This window comes from Oryzomicrobium terrae (assembly GCF_008274805.1).
In the GTDB taxonomy this organism is placed as follows: domain Bacteria; phylum Pseudomonadota; class Gammaproteobacteria; order Burkholderiales; family Rhodocyclaceae; genus Oryzomicrobium; species Oryzomicrobium terrae.
This window is the reverse complement of sequence record NZ_CP022579.1, coordinates 3,444,541-3,471,349: the sequence shown is the minus strand read 5'-3', so window position 1 is coordinate 3,471,349 and position 26,809 is coordinate 3,444,541. Positions and strand designations below refer to the sequence as shown.

Below are 26,809 nucleotides of genomic sequence, written 5' to 3'. Positions count from 1 at the left end.
CTACTCCTTTAGAGGGACTTACGGAGATTGGCCGCTGGAATGCCCATCCCCTCTCTGTATTTTGCTATCGTCCGGCGGGCTACGACAATGCCCTGCTGTCCGAGAATATCGGCAATTTGATTATCCGAGAGGGGTTTCTTGGCGTTTTCCGACCCCACCAATTGCTTGATGAGGGCGCGGATGGCGGTGGCCGAGCAAGCGCCACCGGTATCGGTGGCCACGTGGCTACCGAAAAAATATTTCAGTTCGAAGATGCCCCGGGGCGAGGCCATGTACTTCTGGGTGGTCACCCGGGAGACGGTGGATTCGTGCAGATCGAGGATCTCGGCGATCTCGCGCAGCACCAGGGGGCGCATCGCCACCTCGCCGTGGTCGAAGAAGGCGCGCTGCCGGTCCACGATGGCCTGGGAGACGCGCAGGATGGTGTCGAAGCGCTGCTGCACGTTTTTGATCAGCCAGCGCGCTTCCTGCAACTGGCCGGACATGCCGCCACCGTCGCCGCGGGTGCGGTGCTTCTGCAGCAGGTCGGCGTAGAGGCGGTTGACCCGCAGGCGCGGGAAGGCGTCCGGGTTGATGCTCGCCACCCACTGGTTGCGCACCTTGCGCACGATGACATCGGGCACGATGTAGCGGGTTTCCAGGGGCGCGTACTGGGCCCCGGGGCGGGGGTTGAGGCCCATGATCAGGGTTTGCACCGCCTTCAGGGTATCGTCGTCGCAGCCCAGTTGGCGCTTCAGCCGGGTGAAGTCGCGGCTGGCCAGCAGGTCCAAGTATTTTTCCACCAGGGTCAGGGCCAGGTTGCGCAGCGGTTCGGCGGGACGCGCCTTGAGTTGCAATGCCAGGCATTCCTGAGGGCTGCGGGCCCCCACCCCGGTCGGCTCCAGGTTGTGGATGTGCTTGAGGGCGATCTCCAGCTCTTCCGGCTCGACCTCCAGTTCGGCGGGCAGTGCTTCCCCCAGTTCTTCCAGGGACTGGTCGAGGTAGCCGTCGTCGTCGAGGGCCTCGACCAGGAAACAGGCCAGGCTGCGGTCCCGGTCGGACAGGGGGATCAGCCCCAACTGCCAGGTCAGGTGTTCCTTCAGACTGGTAGTGGCGGCCTGGATGTCCTGGCCATCTCCCTCGTCGTCGCCATCGTTGTCGCGACTGCCGCTCGGGTAGCTGCCTTCGGCGAACCAGCCGTCGTCGAGGCTACCTTCGGCGTTGTTCTCGGCGCTGAATTCGTTGCTATCGCCAGGGTCCGCCGCCTCCTCACGCTCGCCACGGGCGTCCGCTTCGTCCCGGTCGTTCGGCAGGGCGCCACCCGGGGCGTCGGCGAAGCCGGCATCGGTCGGGGGGGGGCTGGGCTCGTAATCGTCCTCCCGTTCCAGTAGCGGATTTTCCAGCAGGTAATGCTCGATCTCCTGGTTCAGCTCGAGGGTCGACAGTTGCAGCAGCTTGATCGACTGCTGCAACTGGGGCGTGAGCGCCAGGTGTTGCGAGAGCTTGAGCTGGAGGCTGGGTTTCATCGGCTACGGCAGCAGGCCGCCCGGCGGGGCGGCGCAGCGATGCGGCGGGGGAGGTGAAACAGGAGCATGGCGCGGACCGTTACAGGCGGAAGTGCTCGCCCAAGTAGACCTTGCGCACTTCTTCGTTGTGCACGATCTCGTCGGGGCGGCCGGCTGCCAGTACCCGTCCTTCGTTGATGATATAGGCCCGGTCGCAAATGCCCAGGGTCTCGCGCACGTTGTGGTCGGTGATCAGCACGCCGATGCCGCGGGCCTTGAGGAAGCGGATGATCTTCTGGATTTCAAGCACGGCGATCGGGTCCACCCCGGCGAAGGGCTCGTCGAGCAGCACGAAGCGCGGGTTGGTGGCCAGGGCCCGGGCGATCTCGACGCGGCGCCGCTCGCCGCCGGACAGGGCCACCGCCAGGGTGCCGCGCAAGTGGCCGATGTGCAGTTCGTCGAGCAGGGATTCGAGGCGGTTCTTCACCTCGTCTTCCGGCAGGTTCTGCAGTTCCAGCACCGCCTGAATATTCTCGGCCACGTTCAGCTTGCGGAATACCGAGGCTTCCTGGGGCAGGTAGGAGAGCCCCTGGTGGGCGCGCTGGTGGATCGGCTGGTGGGTTAGGCGGGCCTCGTCCAGGTAAACCTCGCCGCCGTCGGCGGCCACCAGGCCCACCACCATGTAGAAACAGGTGGTCTTGCCTGCGCCGTTAGGGCCGAGCAGACCCACTACCTCGCCACTGGCCACGTCGAAGGAGACGTCATGAACCACAGTGCGCTTCTTGTAGCGCTTCTTCAGGTTGTGGGCGGACAGGCGGCTGTGGCTGGGCGGCACCGGCGAGGCCGTCTCGGCAGGGGACAGGGTGGCAGCTTTCATGCGGTTTTATTCATCATCGAGGCCACGTAGTACGCGGCGGATGATCTCCATGGAAAAACCCCGCTGGGCGAGGAAACGCATTTGTTTGGCCCGTGCCGCCGCGTCCGCGGCAGGGGTGCCGAATTTCTTCAGCCAGACCGAGCGGGCCCGGGACAGCTCGTCGTCGGTACTTTCCAGGGCGGTGGCGATGGTGTCTTCATCGACGCCGACCGCCGCCAGTTCCTGGCGGAGACGCTGATCGCCGTAGCGACCGGCCCGTACGGTGACGCGCATTTCGGCGTAACGGCTGTCGGACAGCAGTTTGCGGGCGGCTAACTCGTCGAGCAGCCGCTCCAGCTCCTCGCTACTTTCGGCGTGGGGCGCCAGCTTGCGCGCCAGTTCGGCCCGGGCATGCTCGCGCCGGGTGAGCAGGGAGAGCGCCCGTTCCCGCAGGGTGCGTTCCACCGGCGCGCGCATTCTCCCCCGCAACCCGCCTTACGCTTCGGCCGGCGCCGCGACGCCGGTGGGCGAGGCCACGCCGACGGCAGCGCGCACCTTGGCTTCGATCTCGGCGGCCATTTCCGGGTGCTGACGCAGGTACTCGCGCACGTTGTCCTTGCCCTGGCCGATCTTCTCGCCGTTGTAGGCATACCAGGCGCCGGACTTCTCGACGATCTTGTGGGCCACGCCCATGTCGATGATCTCGCCTTCCCGGGAAATGCCTTCGCCGTAGAGGATGTCGAAGATGGCTTCGCGGAACGGGGGCGAGACCTTGTTCTTCACCACTTTGACCTTGGTCTCGTTGCCGATTACCTCATCGCCCTTCTTGATGCCGCCGATGCGGCGGATATCGAGGCGCACCGAGGCGTAGAACTTGAGCGCGTTGCCGCCGGTGGTGGTTTCCGGGGAGCCAAACATCACGCCGATCTTCATGCGGATCTGGTTGATGAAGATCACCAGGGTGTTGGTCTTCTTGATGTTGGCGGTGAGCTTGCGCAGGGCCTGGCTCATTAGGCGGGCGTGCAGGCCGGGCAGGGAATCGCCCATCTCGCCTTCGATTTCGGCCTTGGGCACCAGGGCGGCCACCGAGTCGATGATGATCACGTCTACGCCGCCGGAGCGCACCAGCATGTCGGCGATCTCCAGGGCCTGCTCACCGGTGTCGGGTTGGGAAATCAGCAGGTCGCCGATCTTGACCCCGAGCTTTTGCGCGTACTGAGGGTCCAGGGCGTGCTCGGCGTCGATGAAGGCGGCCACGCCTCCCATCTTTTGCATTTCGGCCACGACCTGCAGGGTCAGGGTGGTCTTGCCGGAGGATTCCGGGCCGTAGATCTCGACCACGCGACCGCGCGGCAGGCCGCCGACGCCCAGGGCGATGTCGAGGCCGAGGGAGCCGGTGGAAACCACCTGGAGGCCTTGATCCACCTCGGTTTCGCCCATCTTCATGATGGAGCCTTTGCCGAATTGCTTTTCGATCTGGGCCAGGGCGGCCGTCAGGGCTTTGGCTTTGTTTTCGTCCATGTCGCAAGTCCTTTGCAAGAATGGCCCGATTATTGCACAAACCGGCCGATCCCTCTCGGGCCCCGCCCATTGCCGCAGCATGGCGCGGGGGCTGGGCTAAAATGGCGCTTTGCTTTTTCGGCGCCCCGCTCATCGCGGGGCGCGCTGTTTTGTCATGGCTGAACTCAATCCTCCCCAGCGCGAAGCGATCCGCTACCTCGACGGCCCCCTGCTGGTCCTGGCTGGCGCCGGCTCGGGCAAGACCCGGGTGATCACTCAGAAGATCGCCTACCTGATCGAGGACTGCGACTTCCCGCCCGCCTCCATCGCCGCCATCACCTTCACCAACAAGGCGGCGCGGGAAATGGAAGAGCGGGTGGGCTCCCTGCTCACCCACCGCAGCGGTCCGTCGCCGCTCATTTCCACTTTCCACTCCCTGGGCATGCGCCTGCTACGCCAGGAATGCCGGGCGCTTGGCTACAAGCCGGGGTTTTCCATCCTCGATGCCACCGACTGCTTCGGCCTGGTTGGCGAGCTGACCAAGACGGTGGACAAGAAGGTGGTGCGGGCGGTGCAGAGCCAGATTTCCAGTTGGAAGAACGCCCTGGTCAGCCCCGACGCCGCCGTCAGCGTTGCCCAGGGCGAGACCGAGGCCCTGGCTGCCCGGGTCTACCGGGATTACGAAGCGACCCTGAAGGCCTACCAGGCCATGGACTTCGACGACCTGATCGGCCTGCCGGTGCGCTTGTTCGAAGAACACCCGGACGTCTGCGAGCGCTGGCAGAACAAGCTGCGCTACCTGCTGGTGGACGAGTACCAGGACACCAACGCCTGCCAGTACCGGCTGCTGAAGCTGCTCACCGGCCCCCGGGCGATGTTCACCGCCGTGGGCGACGACGACCAGGCCATCTACGGCTGGCGTGGTGCCGACATCGAGAACCTGCGCGGCCTACCCCGGGATTTCCCCAAGTTGAAGGTGATCAAGCTGGAGCAGAACTACCGCTCCACGGTGCGTATCCTCAAGGCCGCCAATACCCTGATCGCCCATAACGAGAAGCTGTTCGACAAGACCCTGTGGTCCGACCTGGGCATCGGCGACCCGATCACCGTCACCGTGTGCAAGGACAACGAGCACGAGGGTGAATCGGTGGTGATGCGCCTGCAGGCGCACAAGTTCGAGAACCGCACCCGCTTCGCCGACTACGCCATCCTCTATCGCAGCAACCACCAGGCCCGCACTATCGAGCAGTACCTGCGCGACGCCCGCATCCCCTACCTGATCTCCGGCGGCCAGTCCTTCTTCGACAAGGCCGAGATCAAGGACATCACCAGCTACCTGCGCCTGCTGGCCAACAGCGACGACGACCCGGCCTTCATCCGCGCCGTGACCACGCCCAAGCGCGGCGTCGGTACCTCGACCCTGGAAGTGCTCGGGCGCTACGCCGGCGAGCGGCACATCTCGCTGTTCGCCGCCCTGTTCGAGGAAGGCTTCGCCCAACGCGTCGGTGCCCGCCAGCTCGAGCCCCTGCTCGAATTCGGCGAGTTCATGAACCGTCTCGAATGGCGCGCCAAGAAGGAACCGGCCGGGCCGGTGCTGGCCGACCTGCTCGCCGCCATCGGCTACGAGCGCTGGCTGTTCGACCATGAAGAGGCCCGCGCGGCCGAATCCAAATGGGCCAACGTCCAGGAATTCGCCGCCTGGCTGACCAAGAAGGGCGACGAGGATGGCAAGACCCTGGTGGAGCTGACCCAGACCATCGCCCTGATCAACATGCTGGAAAAGAAGAATGCCGACGGTGGCGAGATCGACGCAGTGCAACTGTCCACCCTGCACGCCTCGAAAGGGCTGGAGTACAAGCACGTCTTCCTGGTCGGGGTGGAGGAGGGCATCCTGCCCCACCGCGAATCCACCGCCCCGGACAAGCTGGAGGAAGAGCGCCGCCTGATGTATGTGGGCATCACCCGGGCCCAGCGCAGCCTGCATCTGTCCTATTGCGAGCGGCGCAAGCAGGCCAAGGAGTGGATTCCCTGCGAACCGTCCCGCTTCATCGAGGAAATGGGCAAGGAGGACCTGCGCATCTCCGGCGGCAAGCAATCGGCCCCGCCGGAAAAGCAGGAAGTGAAAAAGCGCTTCGGCAACCTCAAGGCCATGCTCGCCGGTGGCGGCCCGGGCCCGGGGAGCGGCAGTTAGCCCGATTACAAGTTGAAACGCCTTGTCACGTGGCTGCTGACATCGAATTCGTCAGCGGCAGCGTTAATGCACTCAAGGCCCGGCGCGGTGAACCAAGCGCCGCCCGGGCCGGACTTCAAGCAGTGCCTTTCGCTACTAACGTTGTGCCCGTTCAAGGAGTTTCATCATGCTGAAGATCGTTGCCGCTACCGTTGCTTCCCTGTTCGCTGCCGCCGCTTTCGCCCAGGCTCCGGCTGCTGCACCTGCTACCCCGGCAGCCCCGGTGAAGGCCGAAGCCGCCGCCAAGCCGGAAGTGAAGAAGGAAGAAGGTGCTCCCAAGGTCGAGAAGAAGGTGGAAAAGCACCACGCCAAGAAGGCCCACAAGGCCGAGGGCAAGGAAGCCAAGCCCGCCGGTGAAACCGCTGCTCCCGCCACGAAATAAGTCGGCCTGAGTCCCACACAAGCCCCATCACCCGTATCGCTATCCGCCGGGGAGCGTCCCGCTCCCCGGATTACGCGGCGGTTGCCCCTAACCCAGAGGGCCCGCCCGTCACCCAAGGAGAAACATCATGCTGAAGATCGTTGCCGCCACCGTCGCTTCCCTGTTCGCCGCCGCTGCTTTCGCCCAGGCTCCGGCCGCTGCTCCCGCCACCCCGGCCACTCCCGCGGTCAAGGCCGAAGCGGCCAAGCCGGAAGTGAAGAAGGACGAAACCAAGATGGAAGCCAAGGCCGAGAAGAAGGCCGAAAAGCACCACGCCAAGAAGGCGCACAAGGCCGAAGGCAAGGAAGCCAAGCCGGCCACCGAAGCTGCACCCGCTCCGGCCGCTGCTCCTGCCGCCAAGTAATCGGCAGGCAGTGCCACCAAGCAAAACGGGATGCCTAGGCATCCCGTTTTGCTTGAACCGGCGCGTAAAGCGCAGGGCGCTTACTTGGCCAGGTCGGTGATGTACTTCACGACCGACTTGATTTCATCGTCGGACAGGTTGGCGCCGCCCTTGGCCGGCATGGCGTTCTTGCCGTTGGTCACGCTGTTGATCAGAGCGGGCATGCCCTGGGCGATACGCGGGGCCCAGGCGGCCTTGTCGCCCGCCTTGGGAGCACCGGCGGCGCCAGTGGCGTGGCAGGCGGCGCAAACGGTTTCGAAGATCGTCTTGCCGTCGCGGGGGCCGGTGGCGGCGGGAGCGGCCTTGGCCAGTTCCAGTTGGGCCACCGGGGCGATGCGGGAATCCACGTCGTCCGCGTTGCCGGCCTTGCCGATGGGCTTGCCGACGTAGGCGAAGGGAACCACCACGGCCATCAGGGCCACGGCGGCGACCAGGGTGATCACCATGATCTTGGACGAAGAACCTTTCTGCTCGGCCATGCTGAATCCTTTTACATGCACAGTGGGAAAAACGGCGATTATAACCGCAGGAACCCCTTGTTTTGGCGAGGTTTGCGTGGAAAATTTGGACACTGGCAGGGAAATTCGGTATTCTCACGCCTCTCCCAAGCGCCCGTAGCTCAGCTGGATAGAGTACTGCCCTCCGAAGGCAGGGGTCGTGCGTTCGAATCGCGCCGGGCGCGCCAAAAAAATCAAAGGGTTAGACCGTCATGGTCTAACCCTTTTTTATTTGGTGACCAATCTGTGACCAAGTCGTGACTGCGATGTGACTGGGTTTTGATTGGGATCTCTCATTAGCCGCACAAAGCGACTACTTCTCTCTGTGACCGTCTTCCTGCTCTGCAGGGGCATCCACGTACACAGCCAAATCCTCTAGCTTGCAATCGAAGTATTTGCACAGCTTGTCCAAGTTGTCCGTGACAGTGCTGTAGCCAAGATGATTAACCATCTTGGACAGCGTGACACGGTTGATACCCGTGGCCTGTGACACCTCCAGCAGCGTCACTCGACGCCCCTCTTTAAAGTGTTTTTCGGCAAGTAGTTCTTGTAAGCGAAAGCGAATCATTGTTCGCATATCTTAACGCTTGTAAAAAAATACTTGCAAACACGCCCCTGTGTGTTAATTTATATTAACGTTTGGATCGAAATGCGAACAAACGATGCTAATTGCTCACAGGAGGCGAATCATGGCTACGACCACATATCTCACAACTGATGAACTGGCTCTCCGCATCAAGTACGACGCCAGAACTATTCGCGAGCGCTTAAAGGACAGCGTGCTGCTTGAGGGGGTGCATTACATCCGTCCCTTTGGTGGTCGGAAGATTCTTTTCCTTTGGGAAAAAATCGAATCAGACATGATCGGGATGACCCCGCAGCAATTCGGGATTCCTATGGCAAACGGCGGGGTGTGCCATGGCTAGCATCCAGGTTCGCAAAGAAACGGGGTGTTTGATAATCGATTTTTACTACCAAGGCATCCGTTGTCGCGAACAGACAGCACTACCCGACACGGCGACAAACCGGAAACGCTTGGGAAAGGTTCTCGAACGGTTGGAACAGGAGATTGCCTCCGGTACCTTCAACTACCGCCAGTTTTTCCCCACCAGCAAGAACGCCCAGAAGTTTGACGCGGTCACTCCCCAAGTCAGCCCGGTGATCTCGACTCCTGTGCAGGTCCTGCAACCGGCCAAGCCGCCGACGCCATTGTTCAAGGACTTTGCTGAGGTCTGGTTCGGAGAGAAATCGGTGGAGTGGAGAAACTCCCACCAGAAGACGATCCGGGACGATCTCGATAAACGACTCATCCCCCGGTTCGGAGAAATGGAGGTCGGCTGCATCACCAAGGCGGACATCCTTGCCTTCCGCGCAGATCTCGCCAAAGTTCAGGCGCGGGGCAAGCAACAAACGCTATCCAACCCACGGATCAACAAGATATTGAACCCGCTGCGGCAAATCCTTTGCGAAGCCGCCGACCGCTTCGATTTTCGCACGCCCTTCCAGAACATCAAACAACTCAAGGTCAAGCGTACCGACGTCGATCCCTTCAGCCTGGAAGAGGTCAAACGGATCATCGATACCGTCCGAGCCGATTTTCGAGACTACTTCATCGTGCGCTTCTTCACTGGGATGCGTACCGGGGAAGTCCATGGGCTGAAGTGGAAGTATGTGGACTTTGATCGGCGACTGATCCTGGTGCGGGAAACCGTGGTCGATGGTGAAGAGAGCTACACCAAGACAGATGGCTCCCAGCGGGAGATCCAGATGTCGCAAATGGTTTTCGAAGCCCTGCGTCGCCAGCAAGCCGGCACCCGGAAACTGTCCGAGCTCGTGTTCTGTAACCGGGAAGGCAAAGCGCTGGACTACAAGAACGTGACCAAGCGGGTCTGGAAACCGTTACTCCGGCACTTGGGCCTCAAAGACCGGCGTCCCTATCAGTGTCGGCACACTGCCGCCACCTTATGGCTCGGTGCGGGAGAAAACCCCGAGTGGATTGCCCGCCAGTTGGGACACACCACCACCGAGATGCTCTTCCGGGTGTATTCCCGCTACGTCCCCAACCTTACCCGCCGGGACGGCTCGGCCTTTGAACGGTTACTGGTCAGTACCATGACCCCATCTCTCCCACAGGAGGTGAGTCATGGCTAAGTATCCCGAGATCTACCGGCTGCTCTCGATCATCCGTTTACCGCATCCCTGGGGTGGTCAGCATGTGAAGGCCGAGGTGTATTGCCACCCTTTCCGGTGCAGCGTCGAATGGTGGGACAAAGTCACTGATCCACATCTCACCGTAGGCTGCCTTGTGAAAGTGTTCGGCAAGATCATCGAGGTTGAAGGCTATGGCCCGATCCTGCTCGGGAAGCTGGTGCGGGTGGAGCAGGCTGTCTCTGGGATCAATCTCTTCGAGACCGTTCCAGATCGTTGGGGCGTGAGCCCAATGCTGCTGAGCGAAGCCAAGCAACAGATCAACAAGCTGCCAACCTTGGTTCGCCATGTGTTCAACCAGGTTTTCTGGGAGCATAAACGGTTGGAGCATTTCCTAACTGGCGGTGGCCTAGCAGGCTGGCTCGATGAAGCCAAAAACACTGCGCGTTCAATCACCAATCCCAGCGAAGGCCTTGCTCGAATGTTGCTGTGGGCAGCAGCAAATCAAGGTGGGGGAGTACCCACCGTACGTCAGGCGTTGCTTTGGTTGGCGGAGGCCGGAATGCATAACGCTGGGCTGTCTGGCAAAGCCCTGGCCGAATTGACGTGGTTGCTGGTACAAGGACAAAACCATCAGCGCAAACCGAAGCAGCCAAAACTGCGGCTGGTGCTCAATCCATAATTGCTCCCTCGGCGGGAGGCTGGATGGGCTAGTCTCCTGCTGAAGAAATCGAGGCGGATGTCATGAACGATTTCTAGGAAGGGTTTTGCAAGGGGGCGAAGGAAACGCCGAAGGGGTACTTCGCCTCCTTGGTGGCGGTGTGGCGATGAGCAAGATGCGATAGTGTCGATCCTCACCGACATGGACGCCGAACTGGTCGCCCTCGAAGGCCGATGACGGACGACTATCACCACTGGTCAAATTTCAATGTATCTTTGCTTCAGGATCATATTTCCGAACTAATCGAGAACCTTCGTGGCAAGTTGCACGCGGGATAGGGCTTCAAGAATGGCGCGAAGGGCCGAAAGTGCATTTGTGGTGGCACAAGGACACAAACGACTAAGTGCTGTCCTTGCAAAAGATAATGGTCGAGTGAGCAAGCATGGGCATTAAGTATCTTGGAGACGTAGATCTCCAATTTTTGGCGTACGCCAAAAATGACGACTTGGCGATTCTGGTTGGATACCTTTCCAGAGATAAAGACGGGGAAACTCGCTGGGCGCAGGAACTGCTGAAGGAGCCTCGCTTCCAGAGTGCCGGAGGCAACCTGACACAGGTCTGGGACCTGATTGCTGGTGAATTGCAGCTCTTTGGCGGTGATTCTCTCGTCAATTTTTTTCGTGGTCACGGCGTGCCATACAAGGAAATTCTTTGTGACGTTTGTGACTTTCTAGGTGTCAAGGTAAACAAGAATAATTCCGCCTATGACATCGAAAATGCCGCACTCAGCAAAATTTTTGCGAAATCCTGGGAGTACTTAACACCAGAGCACAGGAGCGAAATGGCAGATGCACTCGGCACGAGTGCCTTCACCGGTGGGAAGGTGGTGCTGGATGAAATATTCGAAGCGCTGAAACGGAGTCCGGTGGTTTCCTATCAGATTTCGATGCTACTTGCCGATGGTCTGGCTCTGTCACTGCTTGGCCGAGGTATACCGGTCGTTGCGAACCTTGGCCTAGGTCGCATGTTGGGAATTTTTGCTGGCCCGATAGGCTGGTTGATCTCGTTGTTGTTTTCGGTGCCATTGCTCACAGGCACCGCTTATCGCGTTACCGTTCCGTGCGTGATTCAAGTGGCTTACATGCGTCGAGCATTGGCTCAGGCAGATCGATATTGATTTGAGGGCTATGAGATGGAGACTTTTTTCAGAATCGATTGGAGCGCTGTTACGCCAGAGGTTGTCAAGGGGCTAAGTGAAGGCACGATGCGGATGTCGTCTGCAAACGGAGTGGCTTACTGGGCGCGCGGATCGGGCAATACGGGGGCGGTTCAGCACCTTCCGTTTATTCCCGCGAACATGCCCGATGCGGGCAACCTTATGGATGCCGCAAAAATTATTCAGGCCGCACAACAAGCTCAGTTGGTCGCTCTTGGCATTTCAACCGGCGTGATCGTCGGTGCCATCGTCATTCAAACGATGTATCTCGCACGGAAGCTAGACAAGCTTCAAAAGACGATTGACCTTGTCTCTGAGGAAATTCACGCGCAGAACATTGTTTTTTACATGAACAAAGTTGCGGACTATTTCGGGTCCGTCGAGTCGGCACGCATCTTTATGCTGGACCGTAGTTTGAAAGATGAGGTTAAAGATATCGCCGTACCAGTCCTTGCTGACTTGGCCATCCGCAGAAATCAACTCTTCTCGTTTATCGAAAACATTTTGGAACTTGCCAAGACGGATACGTTGTCTCAACGGCACTATGAGTTGATCGTCGACTTTGTCTCGATGGCCCTCGATATGCTGCCGAAGGGCGCCTTCGTCGAAAAGGAACTCTACGCTTTCATCGAGAAATATGGATTATCTGATTTGTTGATAGAGCATGCCGGAAATCGCTATGTCGGCTTGATGGCCACCTACAAAGGCTGGTGCAATGATCAAGTAAAGCTCGCAGTCAAGGGAAACAAGCTTTCAGGAAGCATCTTGAGTCGGGATCGGGAGCTGAAAAGCCTTTTCTCATCAGGCGAGAACAAGCTGCTGATTAGCGGGGTTTGACGTTTAAGCACTCCACTTTCACGTGGCATTGCACCAAGTACAGGGCCAATCCGGTGGCGGCAAAGCAGTGCCAAGACGGGGGAATGATGCCTGATCGCTTTTCTCTTGCTGATCGGACCTTCTGGGAATTCTCCTGCGCCTGTACTCCGGACGACAGCTGAATGGTATGGTCAATCTCGATACAGTATCCATTACCCGCCTTCAGCGCCTGAGCGGCAGATCCCCCGCGCATTGCCGCCGTAGTCTGGTCAGTGGCGCAATGTCGGCTGTTGTTGTACAACTGAATCACGATGTTTTTTCACTGGCGTGGTGACCAGACGAAATGTAGTCGGAGGAGCGATGTGGCTAAGTACTCCTCCTTCTTGGTCGAAATTTCGAAAACTTAAGGTATCGAGGTCATGGCATCTAGCTACTGCTCAGTAGCTCTAGCTCCTGTTTGCAGCTTTCAACAATTTCAGATTCGTTGAGAATCCGCAGGGGGGTCAGATATCGTTTGCGCTTTCCGGTTAACTCAAAAACACTGACTTCGAGACTGACTTGGACGTCTAGGGCCGCCGCAATTCGCAGACGGCGCATGATGTCAGTATTGTGTGCTCGAAGCGGAGTCGTTTTCCCAAAACTCTTTTGAATTCGCTGCCAGTTTGCGTCGTGGTTGGGAGCCGTCACCGAGAGTTGGGTGTTGTTGATGGTGAGCCGGCAGTTATGTAAGACGAATGTTTCCTTGGAAACAAAACCGGCCGGGGCACTACCATGTCCCCCCAGAATCTGCTGGTGCTCGATAAAATCGAGGGTGACTTCTGGCTGGAGGGCTGCGACATAGGCACTTCGCAAGGCAGTAGGGTCGTCGTTAAGCGCAATCACAGCGTTAATATCTTCAAGTGTGCGGGGATGAGTTTCTGCATCGCTTGCCAGCTCCTGTGCAGCGTTGACGAATTTTGAGGAGGCTTGGCGGGCTGCTTCTGCTTTGATTTCCGCGGTTGACTGGGCGGCACGAGCTGATGTTTCCGCCGATGACTCGTCACTCTCAGTCTGACTAAACAAATCCCCACCCGGTGCTTCGCTGTGGTCAACAACTTGCATCACCAGAATTTCGCCTTTTATCTGAACGGCGACTTGCCCCTTGCTATTGGATGGGATGGAGGCCCTAATCGCCTTGATGGTATGTTTCATCACGTTGAGAAATGTTTTTATGCTGACAACAGTGCAGAAAAACACCGGGTGGGCGAAGTTTACAACGGCATATTTCCCCTCGGCTAGTAAGGTGTCGATATGGCTTTTATTCAGGTTGGGATTCATTGAGTCCTCATGATCAAGTCGTTTGCAGGTAGATCGAAAGTACGCTAACTGAGAGCAGGAAATTGAGGAGCTGGACACCTCGAAGTGGGGCCGACTGGGAAGGGTTTCTGTACCCGAACTTGAGATAGGCCTGTACACCAGTTGAAAAATGGCGGGGTTTGAGTTCTTTGATTAATTGGTAGCCTGTAGCACGTAACATAACGTTTCTCTGCTGACGGTACTGAGACTGTCCTTCCTGCTTGAGTAAAACAATGGGATTGATGTCCAACTCGTGCCAGCGGGATATCCAGTCCCGTAGCTCCGTCAAATCCTCATAAAATGTAAAAGACCAAGGATTTCCCGCCGGTAAAACTCGTGCACAGAGTTGTCGAAGAATGGCCTTGGTTGGCGCTCCGTTTGCCATCGACTCGACGAACGGAATCGTTTCCATTTGCTCAAGAAATTTTTCTCGGCAGATTCCCGTCATCACAGGATCCGAGATGCCGTACCGGTCGAGATGCCTTCGCAAGCCCTGCTGAATGGACTTGGCGTCAGCCTGTTCCACCCCAGCCACCAGCGCCGCAATTTCGAGCGAGTCACCCAAAATCAGCAATCCCACCAGAATAGCGGCTCGCCGATTTCGATCCGCCACCAATTCGCTAGGTGGCAGTGCTGAAGGGCGCTCCTGCAGCCCTGCTGCCAAGTCATTGCCAGAGATCTGAAACCCTTCCTGAGACGGCAACTCGACACTGCCATGCCGATGACGCCGCTGCCGGATGGCTGCAGGGGTGGCTCCCGTCAGTACCCCTAAAAACGCATCCCCGTAGTTGGATGTCTGTTGAGGCTGTAATCGATCTAGCCATTTCCGGCGGGCCCAATCCAACCCCTGTGCGTAGTGCTCACACGTCGTCTCCGGCGTGCCATGCCCTGCCTGAGCGGACAACACAAACAACGCTTGCCGCTGGTCCAGACAATCTCGCCAAGACTTTTCTGGCGACAGCAGCACTTGCAGTTGCCAGTTGATTGCTGTGTGCCGCAGAGCATGAATGCGAATCTGGCTATTCCCCGTCGCCAGCCGCAAAGCCATGCTTAACAGATCATGAAGACGGTCGTCAGCGGAGTTCCGCTGCACATCCAATGGGTTTCCAAAGAGCGGGACCCGCTGCTGGCTCGGGTGTCGTTGCCGCTGTAAGGTGTGTAACGCCTGCAGGCGTTTTTGCAATACCGGATCTGAAAATGGAATGACACGATTGGCATTTTCGGATTTCAGATCAGTCCCTGCCTCAGCAGTCACGACCACATGAGGATGCTTCTCTTCAGCACAGACATCCAGCACCCGCAAGCCCATGACTTCTTGCCATCTCATTGGGCAGTTCAGCAAAAGCAGCAGAACCGTGGCTGCCCGGTCATACAAGTCGCCGGTGGCCTTGGCCTCCCGAACCAGATACTGAAACGCCGCCTTTCCTTCTTCTTGGGAGAGCGTTTCAGCGTATTGCTGAGCGCCAAGAGGGCGGGCTCGAGGAGATTCGGGGGTGATCCCCAACCACCGTTGGAAGTGACGAATCGCCGTGAGGGGCGCTTCGTCTTTGACGTCCGCAAATGCCTTCTGCCAATCAATGCCATTGATGCCCTGCTCAAACAGGTGATTCGTGAGTGGCCGCAAAAATGGGGTGGCATCGTTGAGATATTTCCGGATGGAGGAGATCTCAATCCGTCGCCCACAGAGGTGGTTCGCATATCCTGCCTCGACCCACTCATAACTGTTGGGTTCCAGGTCGTTGCATAACGCATGTGTCTGCCCGGCCAGCCACGAACGCATGCTGGCATCACTGGCACCCCGCTCAATCTGACGGCTTGCCGAACTCAACAAGACGGCCAGAGAAGTGGACGTGCGGCGTTTTTTACTTTTGAGCTCACTGGGCTGAAGCGGCTCACAACGATTTATAAAGTGGCGGGCGACACTCTGCGGCCGCGTGGTTCTAGCAATGGCTTCACCACAGCACCAGCGACTCAACAGCGTGGGCAGGTGAATGGTGAGATATGCCAAGGCAGCGGCGACCAAGGCTTGCATACCCGAAATGCCGCACCCCGGCAGACAGGCGGCAATCTGACTATCGAGGACCTGCGCCGTGGGGAGTGCTTCCCGCCTGGGCATGAACTGGTGCAGTAACGCCCGTGTGATGCGGGATAACCAAACCCGACGAATGCCGAGGCTGGGCATCGAGATATCCACGAAGCTATGGATGCCGACGTGATGGATTTGCTCCTGGTCGATGGCCTCCAGAATTAATGAGAGTTCTTCGGTCAGGCAAACGCCATCCTCGATGACCAGCGCGCAGGCAATGCTGCCCCAGTGCAGTGCGGCACCTGCTTTTTGCCACTGACGGCGAACGACTTCATCGCGCCGCAGTTCGCTGAGAATCGTCGACGGGAAGGGACAAGGCGTCGTCACTTCGGATGTCAGCAAGCTCGGTGGCAACTGCGCCAAGCGTTCTGGGCAATACGTCTGCTGCAGGGCATTGGGCGTACTAGTAAGTTGGCGCCCCTTGAGAGTAGGTGCCGAAGGAAGACCCTGGCGAATGAGCCACTGGTTGAGTTGCTCAGCACAAGTCTTTGCCCATGGTTCCGGAATCGCTAACGACCAAGGACCAAAAAGTTCCTGTCCTGGATTCCCTCGCCCGGCCCAACCCATGATGCTGGCGCTATCGATGCCCGCTTCACGCAACACGGCATCGACCGTGTGTCGTCCGGCATTGTTGGCACATCCGAAGCGAGTAAACAGTTCAGCTAGATCAGGTGATCCGAGTGCTTCCGGTTGCCCCTGGTACGACAGCCTAAAAAACCAGGGCAACGGACTGGACGATGCCTGTACCACGCTCAGCCGGATCGCCTTCGCCAGGCGCCGGTTGTGGCGATCAAGTCGGTAGGCCAGCGCATCCAGCCACTGTTGATAAAAAACGAGATACCCCAGTGGCCACGGCGGAATCCCGATTAAGCGCTCCAGGTGATAGTGGGAGGTGCGCTTGTCACTGACCAGCATCAGCGCGTGGGGTAGGTCGACCCGCTCTGCAGTGAGGCACTCTTCCTGTTGTGCGCGAGTCCCCAATACAAACTTGGTCAGTGCATAGGTATGCAGTGCGATCTGGTTGTGGCAGCCCAGGAGTTCGTTATAGGAAGCGCGTTTGCTGAGCTGCTGGTAGTGGGTATGGATGGTCTGTGTGCAGTTCAGAAGCAAGGCTCGGTGCTGCTCACCCCGTGTCGCGCGTTGGCTCCCTACATCCGGCAGCTCCCCTTTTCGAGCATGAGACCCGAGCCCCAGGCGGTCATACACAGACTGCAGAATATGGAGAACCCGCTTGCCTTGCAGGCGGGTGTAATTGAAATTGGCTGTGGTGCCGAGCGTGAAATCCAGACTGAGGGCTGAGGCATAGGCCTCATCCCGACACAGATGGAGTAGATAGCGCCCCCAACTATGGCTGAGACGGGTCAGCGTCGGGCGATGTGATGTGCCTGCGAGCTCACGCAATAGGCGTTTGGTGTTACGGGCAATATCATCGATTCGGTCTCCAAAAAAGTCCCCCACGCTTTGATACTCCGGCTGCCTGAGCTGCCGGAGATCCTCGATCAGACAGAGGGGGAGTGGGACGTGGAAGTAGATGTCCTCCGGCTGCGGCTGATAACCCTCTTCACCGTTGTGACTGGTAATGACCTGACTCAGATTCCACTCAAAACCACCGCCCTCCAGATCCAGCCAGATGGCCGGGGACAACGTCTTCTGTAGAGGGAGGTCGTGGTAACGACCGGGCATTACGCGCGTCAGCAGAGTAAGCAGAACGCATAGATAACTTTCTCGATAGGCGCCTGATCGCCAGGCGAGGATTTTGGGCAGGATTGCCTCCAGTTCCATCGGCAGCAGGCAAAGCGGCAAATCTCCAATCCCCGAGAAAACCCGAAGGCCTGCCAAACCAACCTGCGCCTTGTAGCCAGAGAGAAGATCCGCCCGCTCTTTGAATTCTCTAGGGGATACAGCTGTAGCTGGAGAGTCAGGGAGGAGAGATGTCGTTGGCGAGAGTGCGACATCCGTCGTCTGAGGAGCCTGGCTGCGGGGAACAATGGATCTGAATGGGGAGGGAAGCTCTCTACCCCAGCCGTCACGGAAGTAAGCCCAAAGTCTTGCCTGGGGTGAGTCAGGATCGAGCTGTAGAAGTTGGGCGTCGATAGCTTCCTTATGGAAGGCTGGTAGAGGGGGCGCTTTGCTGCCGCCAGCTTGGCGCAGTGCCGTGGCCAAGGTAGACGAGATCGGTCTACGCTCGGCCAGCGCAGTCAAGCACAGCAAGCCTCGCCACTGGCGATAAACCAGACGGACTGATGGAGGATGACTTCCTTTGGGCTCGGAAAGCAGGGTTTTAGCGAGGCTGCCGCGAAAGGTGCGCACACGCTCAGCCTCAAGGTTAATCTGGCTAATGGCATCCTCAGTTGGGGCGACCTCCTTGAGCAATTCGGAAAGCTGCCGAACCCAGTTGGGCTGCGCATAGTTCTGCACCAACCATCTGGCGTCGATCACCAGTTGCTGGAGCAGTGGGGTCAAGCCTAGTCGGTCGTCGCCAAGACGAAAAACCTCGATGCAGAGGTGAAGAGCGTCGTCGAAATCCAGGCTGGGCTGAGCAGACAGCGCTCCCTTTTCTGCAGGAAAACGAGGCGAAACTTCCTGTGATGATTGCACAGGGGAAGTGTGCGGACGGGTATCCATACTGCAATGCGAAATGGGTGGAAAACAGAAAATAGCCGCCCGCCTGGAAAACCTAAGCGATTTTTACAGGGCGAGCGAACGTGGCGAAGAGTGAGGCTTCGCGAATCGAATCAAGGGAGGTGCGGTGGGTGGCGCGGATTGCGCGACGGCATACGAGTGGGGAACTCGATAAGCTGCCTTGGGCTTGGCGCGAAGGCCAATTGATGAAGGCCAACGACTGAGAGAAGTCGTGAGGCTTTTGTGAGCGCCGGAGGGAGTGGCGCTTGGATCATGGTGGTTACACCATGCTTGATGGCAAAAAACCGATCAATTTATCAGCGCAGCATTTCGGAGCCGCGGGGCCGTCAGCGATAAGCTGATGCGCATAGTGTAGGGCGGCGGCGGGATGAGTTCAAGTGGATTCACTTCAGTTTGGGGGAGCCGAGGCTAGAGGACTCCCACTACACTGTTGATGTCCTGAAGCGCGCTCCACAGTAATTGCAGTATCAAGGCGACTGACCCCCTCAGACAGTAAATGATCAAAGCCCGGCGAATGCCGGGCTTTGTGTTTCTGGACCTTCCGGTCTTTGGCCAAAACGGCTATTCGGTCATTTCGCTGACTCAATAAGCAGTGTGTCGATAAGCAGCCCTTCAACGAATAATCACACTGGACGGCAACCTTTTCAGATGGTCGACGCTAGCTTTTCAGAGCAACACTCTGAAGTGTCGTTTATCAGCGTCGGACGACTTGAGAATGCGGTACTCCATCCCGCTGGCCACCGCGATCTGCTGGGCGAAGTCCTTCTTGGCTTGCACCACAGCATCCTCGATCTGGTTGTCGGCCTTCACTTCGACGATCACATACTTCAGGCTGCCATCCGGCTCTTCACGCTGAAAGATGAAGTCGGGGTAGTAGCTGCGCACGGTGCGCGAGTCTGGGTCGATGTACTGGATGAAGAAGTCGGACTGACCGTGGGTCAGCATCCCGGTGAAGTAGATCTTCTTCACCCGCTGCTCGCGCAGCAGATCCCAGAACAACCAGTTCTCTGAGCCCGAGTCGAAGCAGTAGGTGTCGAGGTGGAAGCTCTTGGCGCGCTCCTCGTCTTTGATCTGCCCGTCGTGCATCCGGACGATCTTGTCCTTCGCCGCCGATACCTCGTAGTAGCCGTTCGGGGGCAGCTTGATCAGATCGACCTCGTGCTCCTCGGTTTGCTGCGACTCGTCCAGGTCGTAGAGCTGGCGGAACAGGCGCGGGATGATCTCGTCGTAGAGCAGTTCGTTGAACTCATTGGTGATGGCCACCAATTCGTCGGTGCCTTCCTTCGTCGCGTCGAGCAGCTCCTCGATCTCCAGCGGGCTTCGGTTGAGATAGCGGGACACCTCGGCCACCAGTGACAGCCGTGAGAAGGCTCGCTTTTCCCGGCGCGAGGTCAAATCGAAGGTACGACTACCGGACGCGCGCGCTGCGTCGGCAGCGGTCAGCCCGTCTTGCTGCGTTTCGATCAAGCGGTACTTTTCCACCAACGTGTTCCAGACTTCCTTGTCGGCGCGGTCGATTCCCAGCCTCTGGCCAGGAACCAGTGCCTTCTCGCGCATCTGGTACTGCTTGCGCACGCGCACTAGCTTGATCTTGACCGGGGGCTCGACCACTCGCACTTCAACGCGCTCTTTGTCCTTGCCGGTTTTTTGCAGCTCGTCCGCGCTGATGCGGAAGTTCTGCTGCAGCTCGTCGTTCAGCGTGTTGAGGTTGTCGTCCGAGAGGAATACGTGGCCGGTGTGCTGGGCCTGCCCGATGGCGCGTAGACAGCGCATCGTGGCCTGCAGCACGAACACCTTTGACTTGGGCTCGCGGAACAGGCCTACGCCGAACAGCGAGCGGCAGTTCCAACCTTCGCGGCCTTTATTGACTAGCAGGATGAACTGCTTTTCCGACCCTTCGGTGTCCAGTCGATTGAATTCGCGGATGTCGTCGTTGGTAGTGAGCTTGTCGTCGCCCACGTTCACCAGGATGCGCGATGTCGGGATGCCGTGCTTGAGCAGCGCACGTTCCACCGCAGGTCGCAGTTCGCCCGTCAGCTCGTCGATGGTGGCCGCAAAAAAAGCCAACTTGGGCAGCAGCCCCTCCGGGCGCAACTCGCCAGATTCCTTCAGGAAGTTCTCGATGGCGATGTCGACGAACTCGTCGGTGCGAGTGTTGGCGTAGCCGTGCAGCGTCACCTTCTTGAGGAAACCCTTGTCGATGGCCTCCTTGAGGCCGTAGGCGTAGACCACTTCCGGCAACACCTCGCGCCCCACATAGGGCGTGCCGGTGTAGTTGTAGCAGGCCACCACCCGCGTGCCCGCCGCGTTCAGGCTGGCGGCTAGGATGTCGATGGTCGTGCGCAGGCTGGTGTCGGTTTCCTTGGCCCCGACGCCCATGTCCTTGGCCAGCGCCTTGCCGAAGGCGTGGTGGGCCTCGTCCACGAAGATGCCCAATTGCTCCAGGCGGCGCAGCTTTTCGAAGCGCTGATTGGTGGTGAGCTCGCCTTCTTCCTCGGGCTGGTCGAAGTTGTAGAGGTCGGCGGCATCGGCATAGACGCCATTGGCAGCGAGGGGTTCGCCGGTCGCGCCGAACAGCTTGTCGACAGAAGTCTTTTCCTTGTGCTGGCGCTTGAGGATGATCTTCTGCGTGTTGGAGACGATGATGTTGAAGCGCGAACGATCCAGTGTGTCGAGCGAGGTGCCTGCTTCTTCGAGGTAGTGGAAGCGCAGGTGGATAGTCAGGAAATTCACGTACTCTGGCGGTACGACACGGGTCATATCGAAGGACTCGATTTCCTTCAGAGACTGCAACACCGTCTTGTCAGGAGCGAACACCAAGGCGTTGTGGCAGTAGCGCGCGTCTTTCTCGAATTTGTTGCCCAGCAGGAACTCGTAGAAGATGCAGGTTGCCATCAGGATGGTCTTGCCTGTACCCATCGTCAGAGCGAAGATGTAGTTTGGGTAGGCACGCGAGTTCTTGCGCATTGCCGCAAACACGGCCTTGTACTGATCCTGCGTGACAGCATCGAACAGGCCCACTTGCCCCGCTTTGCCGGAGACCACTCCACCCTCGGCACGCTCTGCGAAGCGCCCCTGTTTCTCGAACCACTGCTGGAAGATTTCCTCGACCTTCGCGTTGCCGAGGAACTCCTTGAGAAAGACGTAGGTTTCCAGTGCCTCGAACTGAGGTTGGCGCAGGAAGGACTTCGGGTTCCTCTCAGGGTTGTTGAAGTCGAGGAACTTGCGTGTCAGTTCCTTATAGTGCGTGCGGATCGTGCCTCGGTTGGCCTGATAGAACTGCCAGAGAAACTGGAAGAAGGCGAAGTCGAGCGAAGCGCTCACCGCCTTGCCTGCGCGCTTAGTCGCCATTGCTGACGCTCCCTTCCCAGGATTCCGACAGCAGATCGGTGATCTTCACGCGGATCGTGCCCGCATCGCCTGGGACCTTGTACGCGCCCTTGACCATCTCGCCCTTGTCAGGGATGTCCACCACTGCCGGTTGCAGCACCGCGCCGTCGTAGTTCCAGTCGATCAGTACGGACTCGACCAGCTCCTTCCAGTCATCGACCGACTCCTTCTGCAGCGAGAGCTTCTGTAGCAGGTTCATCGGGTAGAACTTTTCGATGACCAGCTCGCCGTTCTTGATGACAACCTTGGCCTGCGAGTCGCGCTTGAATTCCAGATCGGCCTTGTCTCGCAGGATGTCCACCACCTCAACGTCGATCTTGAAGGGCTTGGCGGCCAACTCCAGTTGAGCGGCCAAGTCAGGCTCGTGCCCCATACAGACGAGCGTGATCTTCTCGATCGGGCGGTTCGAGCTTTCGTTCTGCTTGCGTTCCCAGGCCTTGTAGTCGAAACCCGCGATCAGCTCGTTCAGGTCGGCGCGCGTGGCGATGCGGTTGACGGGCATGATCTTGACCATGCGCCCGTCCTTCTCACCGTCGAACACCGTGCTGAACTCCAGCTTCTGAACTTCCAAGGCTTCTATTAGCAGTTCCTTGGCTTGGATGGGGTTGCGGAAAATGTCGTAATGGTTGACGTTGTGGATCTCGAATCCCGTGAAATGTCTGATCTCGTCGCCGAGCGACTTCTGGCCTAGTTCTGCAGCTGCTCCTACGAGGCGTCTGGTTGTCGTTTGGATTGCGCCCAGATTGATGTCCGCGCCTATCACGCGACGTCCCTTCTTAACGGCAGCGACCGCGGTAGTTCCCGATCCGATGAACGTGTCAAGAACAAGCCCCCCAACCGATGACGCGAGTTCGAGAACGCGATCTAAGAGCTCTACAGGCTTCTGGGTCGGGTAGCCCGTGATCTCTGAGTTATTCCCCTTCAGCGTGGAAATGTCAGCCCAGAGGTCGTTGATCTGCTGCCCTTTGTACTCATCGAGATAGATCTTCTTGTAAATCTGCTTGGTCTTCGAATCAGGAAAGTAAAGGCGACCCTCGGCATCCCACTGCCGCATGGTCTCTAAAGGGATTGCCCACCCATTTGGCGGAGTTTTGTAGCCCTTATAGTCATACATCAGGTTTGGCCGTGGCGAAGGGCTGCGAAGCACATTGACCATGAATCGCCGTCCGTTGGGGTCCGTGTATCGGAACTGCTGATCGATGTACTCCTGATCTGCCGGGACAAACACAGGGTTGATCAGATAGGCGTCGGACTTCGCGTACCAAAGAATTCGATCCGTGGCAGTCGACAGGCGAGACATGGAACCCAGCGCAGACCCTCCTTTTCGTCGCCAGACAATTTCGTTAACAAAGTTGTTAGCGCCAAATACTTCGTCCAGCAGACAGCGCAAGTGGTGATTGCGATGCCAGTCGCAGTGAAGAAACAATGACCCGGTGGGCCCCAGCAGTTCCCGCAGGAGAACGAGTCTCTCGTACATGAACTGGAGGTACTCGTCGTTACTCCAGATGTCACCGTACTGTTTCTCCTCGATTGAGCTCTGGTCGCCAAGCACCTGTTTGCCCTTCGTCTGCACTTTGAGCTTGTAATCCGCCTTCGAGTCAAACGGTGGGTCAATGTAGATCAGGTCAACTTTGCCCCTGAACTGCCTCAGCAGATGGCTCATCACCTGCAGGTTGTCACCCCAGAAAATCTTGTTGCGCCAGCCATCCACTTCTTCGCCGTGGACCTCCTTCAACTGCGCCGGGTAGTACTGCGTCGAGGTGAACGGGCGCTTGCCGCGCCAGTTGAGCATCGGGTAACCCTTGATTGGCTCGAACTCGAACTTCTCGACGTTGGTGGTGACGCCATCGGGCGTGGCCAGTTGCAGGCTGTCCTGCGCAGGTGTGGTTTTGCTCATTTGTCGTTTTTCCTGAATTTCCAATTCTTGTTGTCGCAGTAGGCGCGCATGTCGCAGCTCTGGCACAGCTTGGCCGGGCGTGCAGCGATCTGGTAGTCCTGCCGCTCGATGCGCGCCACGATGTCGTCGAAGCGCGCGATGGTCTTGCCGATGGCGCGGTCATCCTTGGTGAAGGAGACGTAGGGGTTCCCGCCGTCCTCGCCGGTGTAGTACAGGTGCATCCGGCTGACCTTCTGGCCTGTACGTTCTTCCACCAAATGGGCGTAGACCTCCAACTGGTGCTGGTACTGGCGCAGGCGATCCCGATCCTTCTCCATGTCGGGCTTCTTTTCCGACTTGAAGTCGATGATCTCGACCGTGTCGTTCTCACCTCGGATCAGGTCGACGCTGCCCTTCAAGATGTACTGCTGCTTGATGAGCGAGATCTCGACCTCCGCCTCCTTGATGCGATCCCAGTTGCCGTTCTCGCGCTCGTAGTAGCGCAGCACGTGCAGCAGCGCCGCCTGTTGCGAGGAGGGCGCGAGGTAGACGCGCTCCTTCTTGGAGAGCATCGCGTAGTTGGTCGAGAACCAGCCCTTGATGCCGTCCAGGGTGATGGAGCCTTCCTCGCCGCGCAGAACCGTCTTGTGAATGTCCTCGATGGTCTGGTGCACCAAGGTACCGAACAGCATCGGGCTCTCGCGGATGGGCGTGAACTCCAGTTCCTTGAAGAAGCGGTACTGCTCGGCGCAGTTCTCAAACACCGTGATGTGCGACGTGAAGGAGTATTCGCGCTTGAGGTTGATCTGCTTGACGGCCTCGAAGGTGAGCGCCGACAGATCAACGTCACGCCAACTGGGCAGCTCATAGAACAGCCGCTCGAAGTATTTGGACGGCGACTTGCCGCGCCCCTGCTTCTCCTGCGCGGCCAGCACCAGCAGGTTCTGCGCGCGCGAGAAGGCGGTGTAGAACAGCCGCCAGAAGTCGAAGTTCTTGATGTGGTCGAGCGGCTCGAAGCGTTCCTTGGAGAGATAGCCGCCGTCTTCCAGCAGCACGTCGAGCGCGCTGTATTGCTTGCGCGGCACAGCCTCCAGCGAGCCACACACGACCACCGGAAACTCCAGTCCCTTGGATTGGTGGATCGTCAGAAACGATACGCAGCCCTTGGGTGCGTACTCGGCCTCGTCCTCGTACTCGCCGATGCCGCCATCCTGCAGGAAGCGCAGGAACTGGTTGAACAGGTCGCGAATGTTCTTTTCCAGCCATTCCGGGTTGAGCACGCTGACAAAGTGCAGGTACTCGAACTTGGTGAGCAGCTTGGAGAAGATGCCAAGGTTGCGCGCAGCGCGTCCCTTATCCACGCCTTGCACTGTCTCCTCGGTGAGGAAGCGCGAGAACAGTGGAAACTGCAGCAACTGGTAGAACAGGCCGGAGAAGGCGTAGTCGGTGTTCTGCGTCAGCACGGCGTGGCGCTTGGCCAGCGGGCGCGCCCAGTCCAGCAGAGGCTTGTTTTCCGGCTTTCGCAGCTCGTCCGTGAAGGGCTTGAAGCAAAGCTGGTCGTAGTAGTCCCAGATGGGCAGCGTGACACCTTCTGCCCATGCACGCACCTTAGGGAACTGCGGAAAGAGGAAGATCAGCGCGCCGATCATCAGGCGGATTTCCTCGCGCTCGAAGAACATGTTCGAGCGGGGCGAGAACACGGGTACGCCCTGCGCTTCGAGGAAGCGCGCCAGCGCCACGACCTTGTCGTTCTTGACCGAGCGGAACAAGAAGGCCACCTGATTCCAGTCCGCAAGCTGGCCCGAGTCCTTCAGGCCATTGAGGAAGGCCAGGACCTCCGCGTGCCAGTTGGTGGTGTCGTCCTTATCGTCACTGGCGGCCAGCCGCACCGCCGTCGGCAGGTCGGGGAAGTCATCCTCGCGCGGGACGATCTGTTTGGCGAAGCGAAACACGCGCGTGCCGTCGTCCCATACCTGCTCCTTCATCCATTCGTTGTAGAAGCGGATGATATCCGGGTGCGAGCGGTAGTTGACGGTCAGCTTGATCTGCTTGCATTGGCCTTCATCGAACAGCGCCGGGAACTCCAGGATGTTGCGGATGGTGGCACCGCGAAAGCGGTACAAGCCCTGGTCGTCGTCGCCCACCACGCACAGATTACGGCGCTCGCCCGCCAGCAGCAGAAGGATGCGTTCCTGAATGGTGTTGGTGTCCTGGTACTCGTCCACCATCAGGTGGGTGAGCTTTTCGCGCAGTTGTGCCAACACCTCGGGGCGCTTTTCCAGCAGTTGCAAGGCCTCGTACTGGATGCCTGAGAAGTCCAGCGAGTTGTGCTCGTGCAGCAGCTCCTGGTACTTGGCGAAGCAGGTGGCCAACGCGCGGACTTCTGGTTCAGGGGCCGCTGCAAGCGTGGTTGCGTCGAGCGCTTCCTCGCTGACTTTGTTGAGCCACTTGAGCAAGTTCTCCGACTGCGCCCAGCGGCCCGTCTGGTCATCGCCCATGACAAGCTCGGCGTCTGGTAGCGTGCGGAAGTCCTTGATGTGCTGGTAGAGGAAGTACTGCTGGTCGAACTGGTCGAACAGCGTGAAGCTGCGCTTGAGCCGGGTGAACTCGCGGTAGTCCTCCAGTAGTCGCAGGCAGATGGAGTGGAAGGTACCGAGGTACATTTCGTTCAGATTGAACTGGATGTCCAGCTCGGCGAGCCGGTTGGAGATGCGGGTGGTCAGCTCGCGCGCGGCCTTGTCGGTGAAGGTGACGACCAGCAGTGACTCGGGGGCGACTCCCTTGTGGGTGATGAGGTAGACGATCCGTTCAACCAGGGTGAAGGTCTTGCCGGAGCCCGGGCCTGCAATGATCAGCACCGGGCCATCGGTGGCCAGAATGGCTTCAAGCTGCTGAGGATTGGCCTTGGACTGGAGTGAGGTCGCGCTGAGGCTCATTCCGCCCCCTCGTCGTCATCCACCATTGCCTTGCCGACGCGACTGGCGATCCACTGATCCAGATCGCTGCGTCTGAAGCGCCAAGTTCCCCCAAGCTTGAATGCGGGGAGCTTGCCGCTGGCGGCCAGACGATAGACCGTGCGTTTGCCTGCCTTCAGGAAGGCAGCAACCTCATCAATCGTGAGGATCTCGTCGGGCTGGTCGCTCATCGGCTTTCCTATGTCATTTGCACCGAGCTTGGTTTAACACCATATCTTGTCATAATGTTTCGCAATTGGGCAGACTTGGGCAAACTTGGCATCAGACAGATG

General features: G+C 58.8%; 20 protein-coding genes and 1 tRNA gene. 9 read left to right on the top strand and 12 right to left on the bottom strand.

Going from position 1 to position 26,809, the window contains the following annotated elements; genetic code table 11:
* Positions 1 to 8: 8 nt before the first annotated feature.
* The 4 genes from OTERR_RS15685 to recA all read right to left on the bottom strand — a co-directional run bounded on the left by OTERR_RS15685 (position 9) and on the right by recA (position 3,861).
* A complete protein-coding gene (locus OTERR_RS15685; RefSeq protein WP_149426345.1) occupies positions 9 to 1,505 on the bottom strand; it encodes an RNA polymerase factor sigma-54 in 1,497 nt (498 codons plus the stop codon).
* Between the two features lie 79 nt (positions 1,506 to 1,584).
* Positions 1,585 to 2,361, bottom strand: coding sequence for an LPS export ABC transporter ATP-binding protein (lptB, locus tag OTERR_RS15680; protein ID WP_149426344.1), 777 nt, complete (start codon positions 2,359 to 2,361; stop codon positions 1,585 to 1,587).
* Between the two features lie 6 nt (positions 2,362 to 2,367).
* On the bottom strand, positions 2,368 to 2,805 hold the full coding sequence (recX, locus tag OTERR_RS15675) for a recombination regulator RecX (protein WP_246154220.1): 438 nt from the start codon (positions 2,803 to 2,805) through the stop codon (positions 2,368 to 2,370).
* A gap of 30 nt (positions 2,806 to 2,835) precedes the next feature.
* Positions 2,836 to 3,861 carry a recombinase RecA gene (gene recA, locus OTERR_RS15670; protein WP_149426342.1) on the bottom strand — a complete coding sequence of 342 codons (1,026 nt, stop codon included), beginning with the start codon at positions 3,859 to 3,861 and terminating at the stop codon, positions 2,836 to 2,838.
* A 154-nt stretch (positions 3,862 to 4,015) separates the two neighbouring features.
* Here recA and OTERR_RS15665 point away from each other — a divergent pair, with 154 nt between their 5' ends.
* From OTERR_RS15665 to OTERR_RS15655, 3 genes are all read left to right on the top strand, one after another.
* Positions 4,016 to 6,031, top strand: coding sequence for a UvrD-helicase domain-containing protein (locus tag OTERR_RS15665; protein ID WP_149426341.1), 2,016 nt, complete (start codon positions 4,016 to 4,018; stop codon positions 6,029 to 6,031).
* 166 nt (positions 6,032 to 6,197) lie between these two features.
* Positions 6,198 to 6,452: a hypothetical protein gene (locus OTERR_RS15660; protein ID WP_054619928.1), complete on the top strand. Its 255-nt coding sequence runs from the start codon at positions 6,198 to 6,200 to the stop codon at positions 6,450 to 6,452.
* A gap of 127 nt (positions 6,453 to 6,579) precedes the next feature.
* Entirely contained in the window at positions 6,580 to 6,855 is a 276-nt protein-coding gene (locus OTERR_RS15655) for a hypothetical protein (RefSeq protein WP_054619929.1), read from the top strand.
* Between the two features lie 80 nt (positions 6,856 to 6,935).
* Here OTERR_RS15655 and OTERR_RS15650 read toward each other — a convergent pair whose 3' ends face one another.
* Positions 6,936 to 7,373, bottom strand: a complete 438-nt coding sequence (locus OTERR_RS15650) for a c-type cytochrome (protein WP_054619930.1) — start codon at positions 7,371 to 7,373, stop codon at positions 6,936 to 6,938.
* A gap of 129 nt (positions 7,374 to 7,502) precedes the next feature.
* Between OTERR_RS15650 and OTERR_RS15645 the strand changes: the two genes are divergently transcribed.
* Positions 7,503 to 7,579: transfer RNA gene (locus OTERR_RS15645), tRNA-Arg, on the top strand.
* 125 nt (positions 7,580 to 7,704) lie between these two features.
* On the opposite strand, the gene OTERR_RS15640 is transcribed toward OTERR_RS15645, so the two are convergent.
* Positions 7,705 to 7,959, bottom strand: a complete 255-nt coding sequence (locus OTERR_RS15640; protein ID WP_149426340.1) for a helix-turn-helix domain-containing protein — start codon at positions 7,957 to 7,959, stop codon at positions 7,705 to 7,707.
* A gap of 121 nt (positions 7,960 to 8,080) precedes the next feature.
* Between OTERR_RS15640 and OTERR_RS15635 the strand changes: the two genes are divergently transcribed.
* From OTERR_RS15635 to OTERR_RS15615, 5 genes are all read left to right on the top strand, one after another.
* Positions 8,081 to 8,317: a hypothetical protein gene (locus tag OTERR_RS15635; protein ID WP_149426339.1), complete on the top strand. Its 237-nt coding sequence runs from the start codon at positions 8,081 to 8,083 to the stop codon at positions 8,315 to 8,317.
* A complete protein-coding gene (locus OTERR_RS15630; protein WP_149426338.1) occupies positions 8,310 to 9,542 on the top strand; it encodes an Arm DNA-binding domain-containing protein in 1,233 nt (410 codons plus the stop codon). The genes OTERR_RS15635 and OTERR_RS15630 overlap by 8 nt, the downstream gene beginning before the upstream one ends.
* On the top strand, positions 9,535 to 10,221 hold the full coding sequence (locus OTERR_RS15625) for a hypothetical protein (protein ID WP_149426337.1): 687 nt from the start codon (positions 9,535 to 9,537) through the stop codon (positions 10,219 to 10,221). Before OTERR_RS15630 ends, OTERR_RS15625 begins: the two co-directional genes overlap by 8 nt.
* Positions 10,222 to 10,642: 421 nt before the next feature.
* Positions 10,643 to 11,377, top strand: a complete 735-nt coding sequence (locus OTERR_RS15620) for a YaaW family protein (protein ID WP_149426336.1) — start codon at positions 10,643 to 10,645, stop codon at positions 11,375 to 11,377.
* A gap of 15 nt (positions 11,378 to 11,392) precedes the next feature.
* Positions 11,393 to 12,253: a hypothetical protein gene (locus OTERR_RS15615; RefSeq protein ID WP_149426335.1), complete on the top strand. Its 861-nt coding sequence runs from the start codon at positions 11,393 to 11,395 to the stop codon at positions 12,251 to 12,253.
* A 405-nt stretch (positions 12,254 to 12,658) separates the two neighbouring features.
* Here the strand turns inward: OTERR_RS15615 and OTERR_RS15610 are convergent, their stop codons facing one another.
* From OTERR_RS15610 to mads1, 6 genes are all read right to left on the bottom strand, one after another.
* The gene (locus OTERR_RS15610) at positions 12,659 to 13,549 is read right to left on the bottom strand and encodes a hypothetical protein (RefSeq protein ID WP_149426334.1); all 891 of its coding nucleotides are present in this window, start codon (positions 13,547 to 13,549) and stop codon (positions 12,659 to 12,661) included.
* A 13-nt stretch (positions 13,550 to 13,562) separates the two neighbouring features.
* Positions 13,563 to 18,278, bottom strand: coding sequence for a site-specific integrase (locus OTERR_RS15605; RefSeq protein WP_149426333.1), 4,716 nt, complete (start codon positions 18,276 to 18,278; stop codon positions 13,563 to 13,565).
* A 684-nt stretch (positions 18,279 to 18,962) separates the two neighbouring features.
* Positions 18,963 to 21,647, bottom strand: coding sequence for a TnsA endonuclease N-terminal domain-containing protein (locus tag OTERR_RS15600; RefSeq protein ID WP_149426332.1), 2,685 nt, complete (start codon positions 21,645 to 21,647; stop codon positions 18,963 to 18,965).
* On the bottom strand, positions 21,637 to 23,583 hold the full coding sequence (locus tag OTERR_RS15595; RefSeq protein WP_187775267.1) for a site-specific DNA-methyltransferase: 1,947 nt from the start codon (positions 23,581 to 23,583) through the stop codon (positions 21,637 to 21,639). The genes OTERR_RS15600 and OTERR_RS15595 overlap by 11 nt, the downstream gene beginning before the upstream one ends.
* The gene (locus OTERR_RS15590) at positions 23,580 to 26,498 is read right to left on the bottom strand and encodes an ATP-dependent helicase (RefSeq protein WP_149426331.1); all 2,919 of its coding nucleotides are present in this window, start codon (positions 26,496 to 26,498) and stop codon (positions 23,580 to 23,582) included. The genes OTERR_RS15595 and OTERR_RS15590 overlap by 4 nt, the downstream gene beginning before the upstream one ends.
* Entirely contained in the window at positions 26,495 to 26,707 is a 213-nt protein-coding gene (mads1, locus tag OTERR_RS15585) for a methylation-associated defense system helix-turn-helix domain-containing protein MAD1 (protein ID WP_149426330.1), read from the bottom strand. The genes OTERR_RS15590 and mads1 overlap by 4 nt, the downstream gene beginning before the upstream one ends.
* Between the last annotated feature and the right edge of the window lie 102 nt (positions 26,708 to 26,809).

Coding starts and splice junctions, on each gene's coding strand:
- OTERR_RS15660 (WP_054619928.1), top strand. CDS start 6,198: ATGCTGAAGATCGTTGCCGCTACCGTTGCTTCCCTGTTCGCTGCCGCC.
- OTERR_RS15635 (WP_149426339.1), top strand. CDS start 8,081: ATGGCTACGACCACATATCTCACAACTGATGAACTGGCTCTCCGCATC.
- recA (WP_149426342.1), bottom strand. CDS start 3,861: ATGGACGAAAACAAAGCCAAAGCCCTGACGGCCGCCCTGGCCCAGATC.
- OTERR_RS15640 (WP_149426340.1), bottom strand. CDS start 7,959: ATGATTCGCTTTCGCTTACAAGAACTACTTGCCGAAAAACACTTTAAA.
- OTERR_RS15665 (WP_149426341.1), top strand. CDS start 4,016: ATGGCTGAACTCAATCCTCCCCAGCGCGAAGCGATCCGCTACCTCGAC.
- OTERR_RS15630 (WP_149426338.1), top strand. CDS start 8,310: ATGGCTAGCATCCAGGTTCGCAAAGAAACGGGGTGTTTGATAATCGAT.
- lptB (WP_149426344.1), bottom strand. CDS start 2,361: ATGAAAGCTGCCACCCTGTCCCCTGCCGAGACGGCCTCGCCGGTGCCG.
- mads1 (WP_149426330.1), bottom strand. CDS start 26,707: ATGAGCGACCAGCCCGACGAGATCCTCACGATTGATGAGGTTGCTGCC.
- OTERR_RS15610 (WP_149426334.1), bottom strand. CDS start 13,549: ATGAATCCCAACCTGAATAAAAGCCATATCGACACCTTACTAGCCGAG.
- OTERR_RS15685 (WP_149426345.1), bottom strand. CDS start 1,505: ATGAAACCCAGCCTCCAGCTCAAGCTCTCGCAACACCTGGCGCTCACG.
- OTERR_RS15615 (WP_149426335.1), top strand. CDS start 11,393: ATGGAGACTTTTTTCAGAATCGATTGGAGCGCTGTTACGCCAGAGGTT.
- OTERR_RS15595 (WP_187775267.1), bottom strand. CDS start 23,583: ATGAGCAAAACCACACCTGCGCAGGACAGCCTGCAACTGGCCACGCCC.
- OTERR_RS15650 (WP_054619930.1), bottom strand. CDS start 7,373: ATGGCCGAGCAGAAAGGTTCTTCGTCCAAGATCATGGTGATCACCCTG.
- OTERR_RS15590 (WP_149426331.1), bottom strand. CDS start 26,498: ATGAGCCTCAGCGCGACCTCACTCCAGTCCAAGGCCAATCCTCAGCAG.
- OTERR_RS15620 (WP_149426336.1), top strand. CDS start 10,643: ATGGGCATTAAGTATCTTGGAGACGTAGATCTCCAATTTTTGGCGTAC.
- OTERR_RS15605 (WP_149426333.1), bottom strand. CDS start 18,278: ATGGATACCCGTCCGCACACTTCCCCTGTGCAATCATCACAGGAAGTT.
- OTERR_RS15655 (WP_054619929.1), top strand. CDS start 6,580: ATGCTGAAGATCGTTGCCGCCACCGTCGCTTCCCTGTTCGCCGCCGCT.
- OTERR_RS15625 (WP_149426337.1), top strand. CDS start 9,535: ATGGCTAAGTATCCCGAGATCTACCGGCTGCTCTCGATCATCCGTTTA.
- OTERR_RS15600 (WP_149426332.1), bottom strand. CDS start 21,647: ATGGCGACTAAGCGCGCAGGCAAGGCGGTGAGCGCTTCGCTCGACTTC.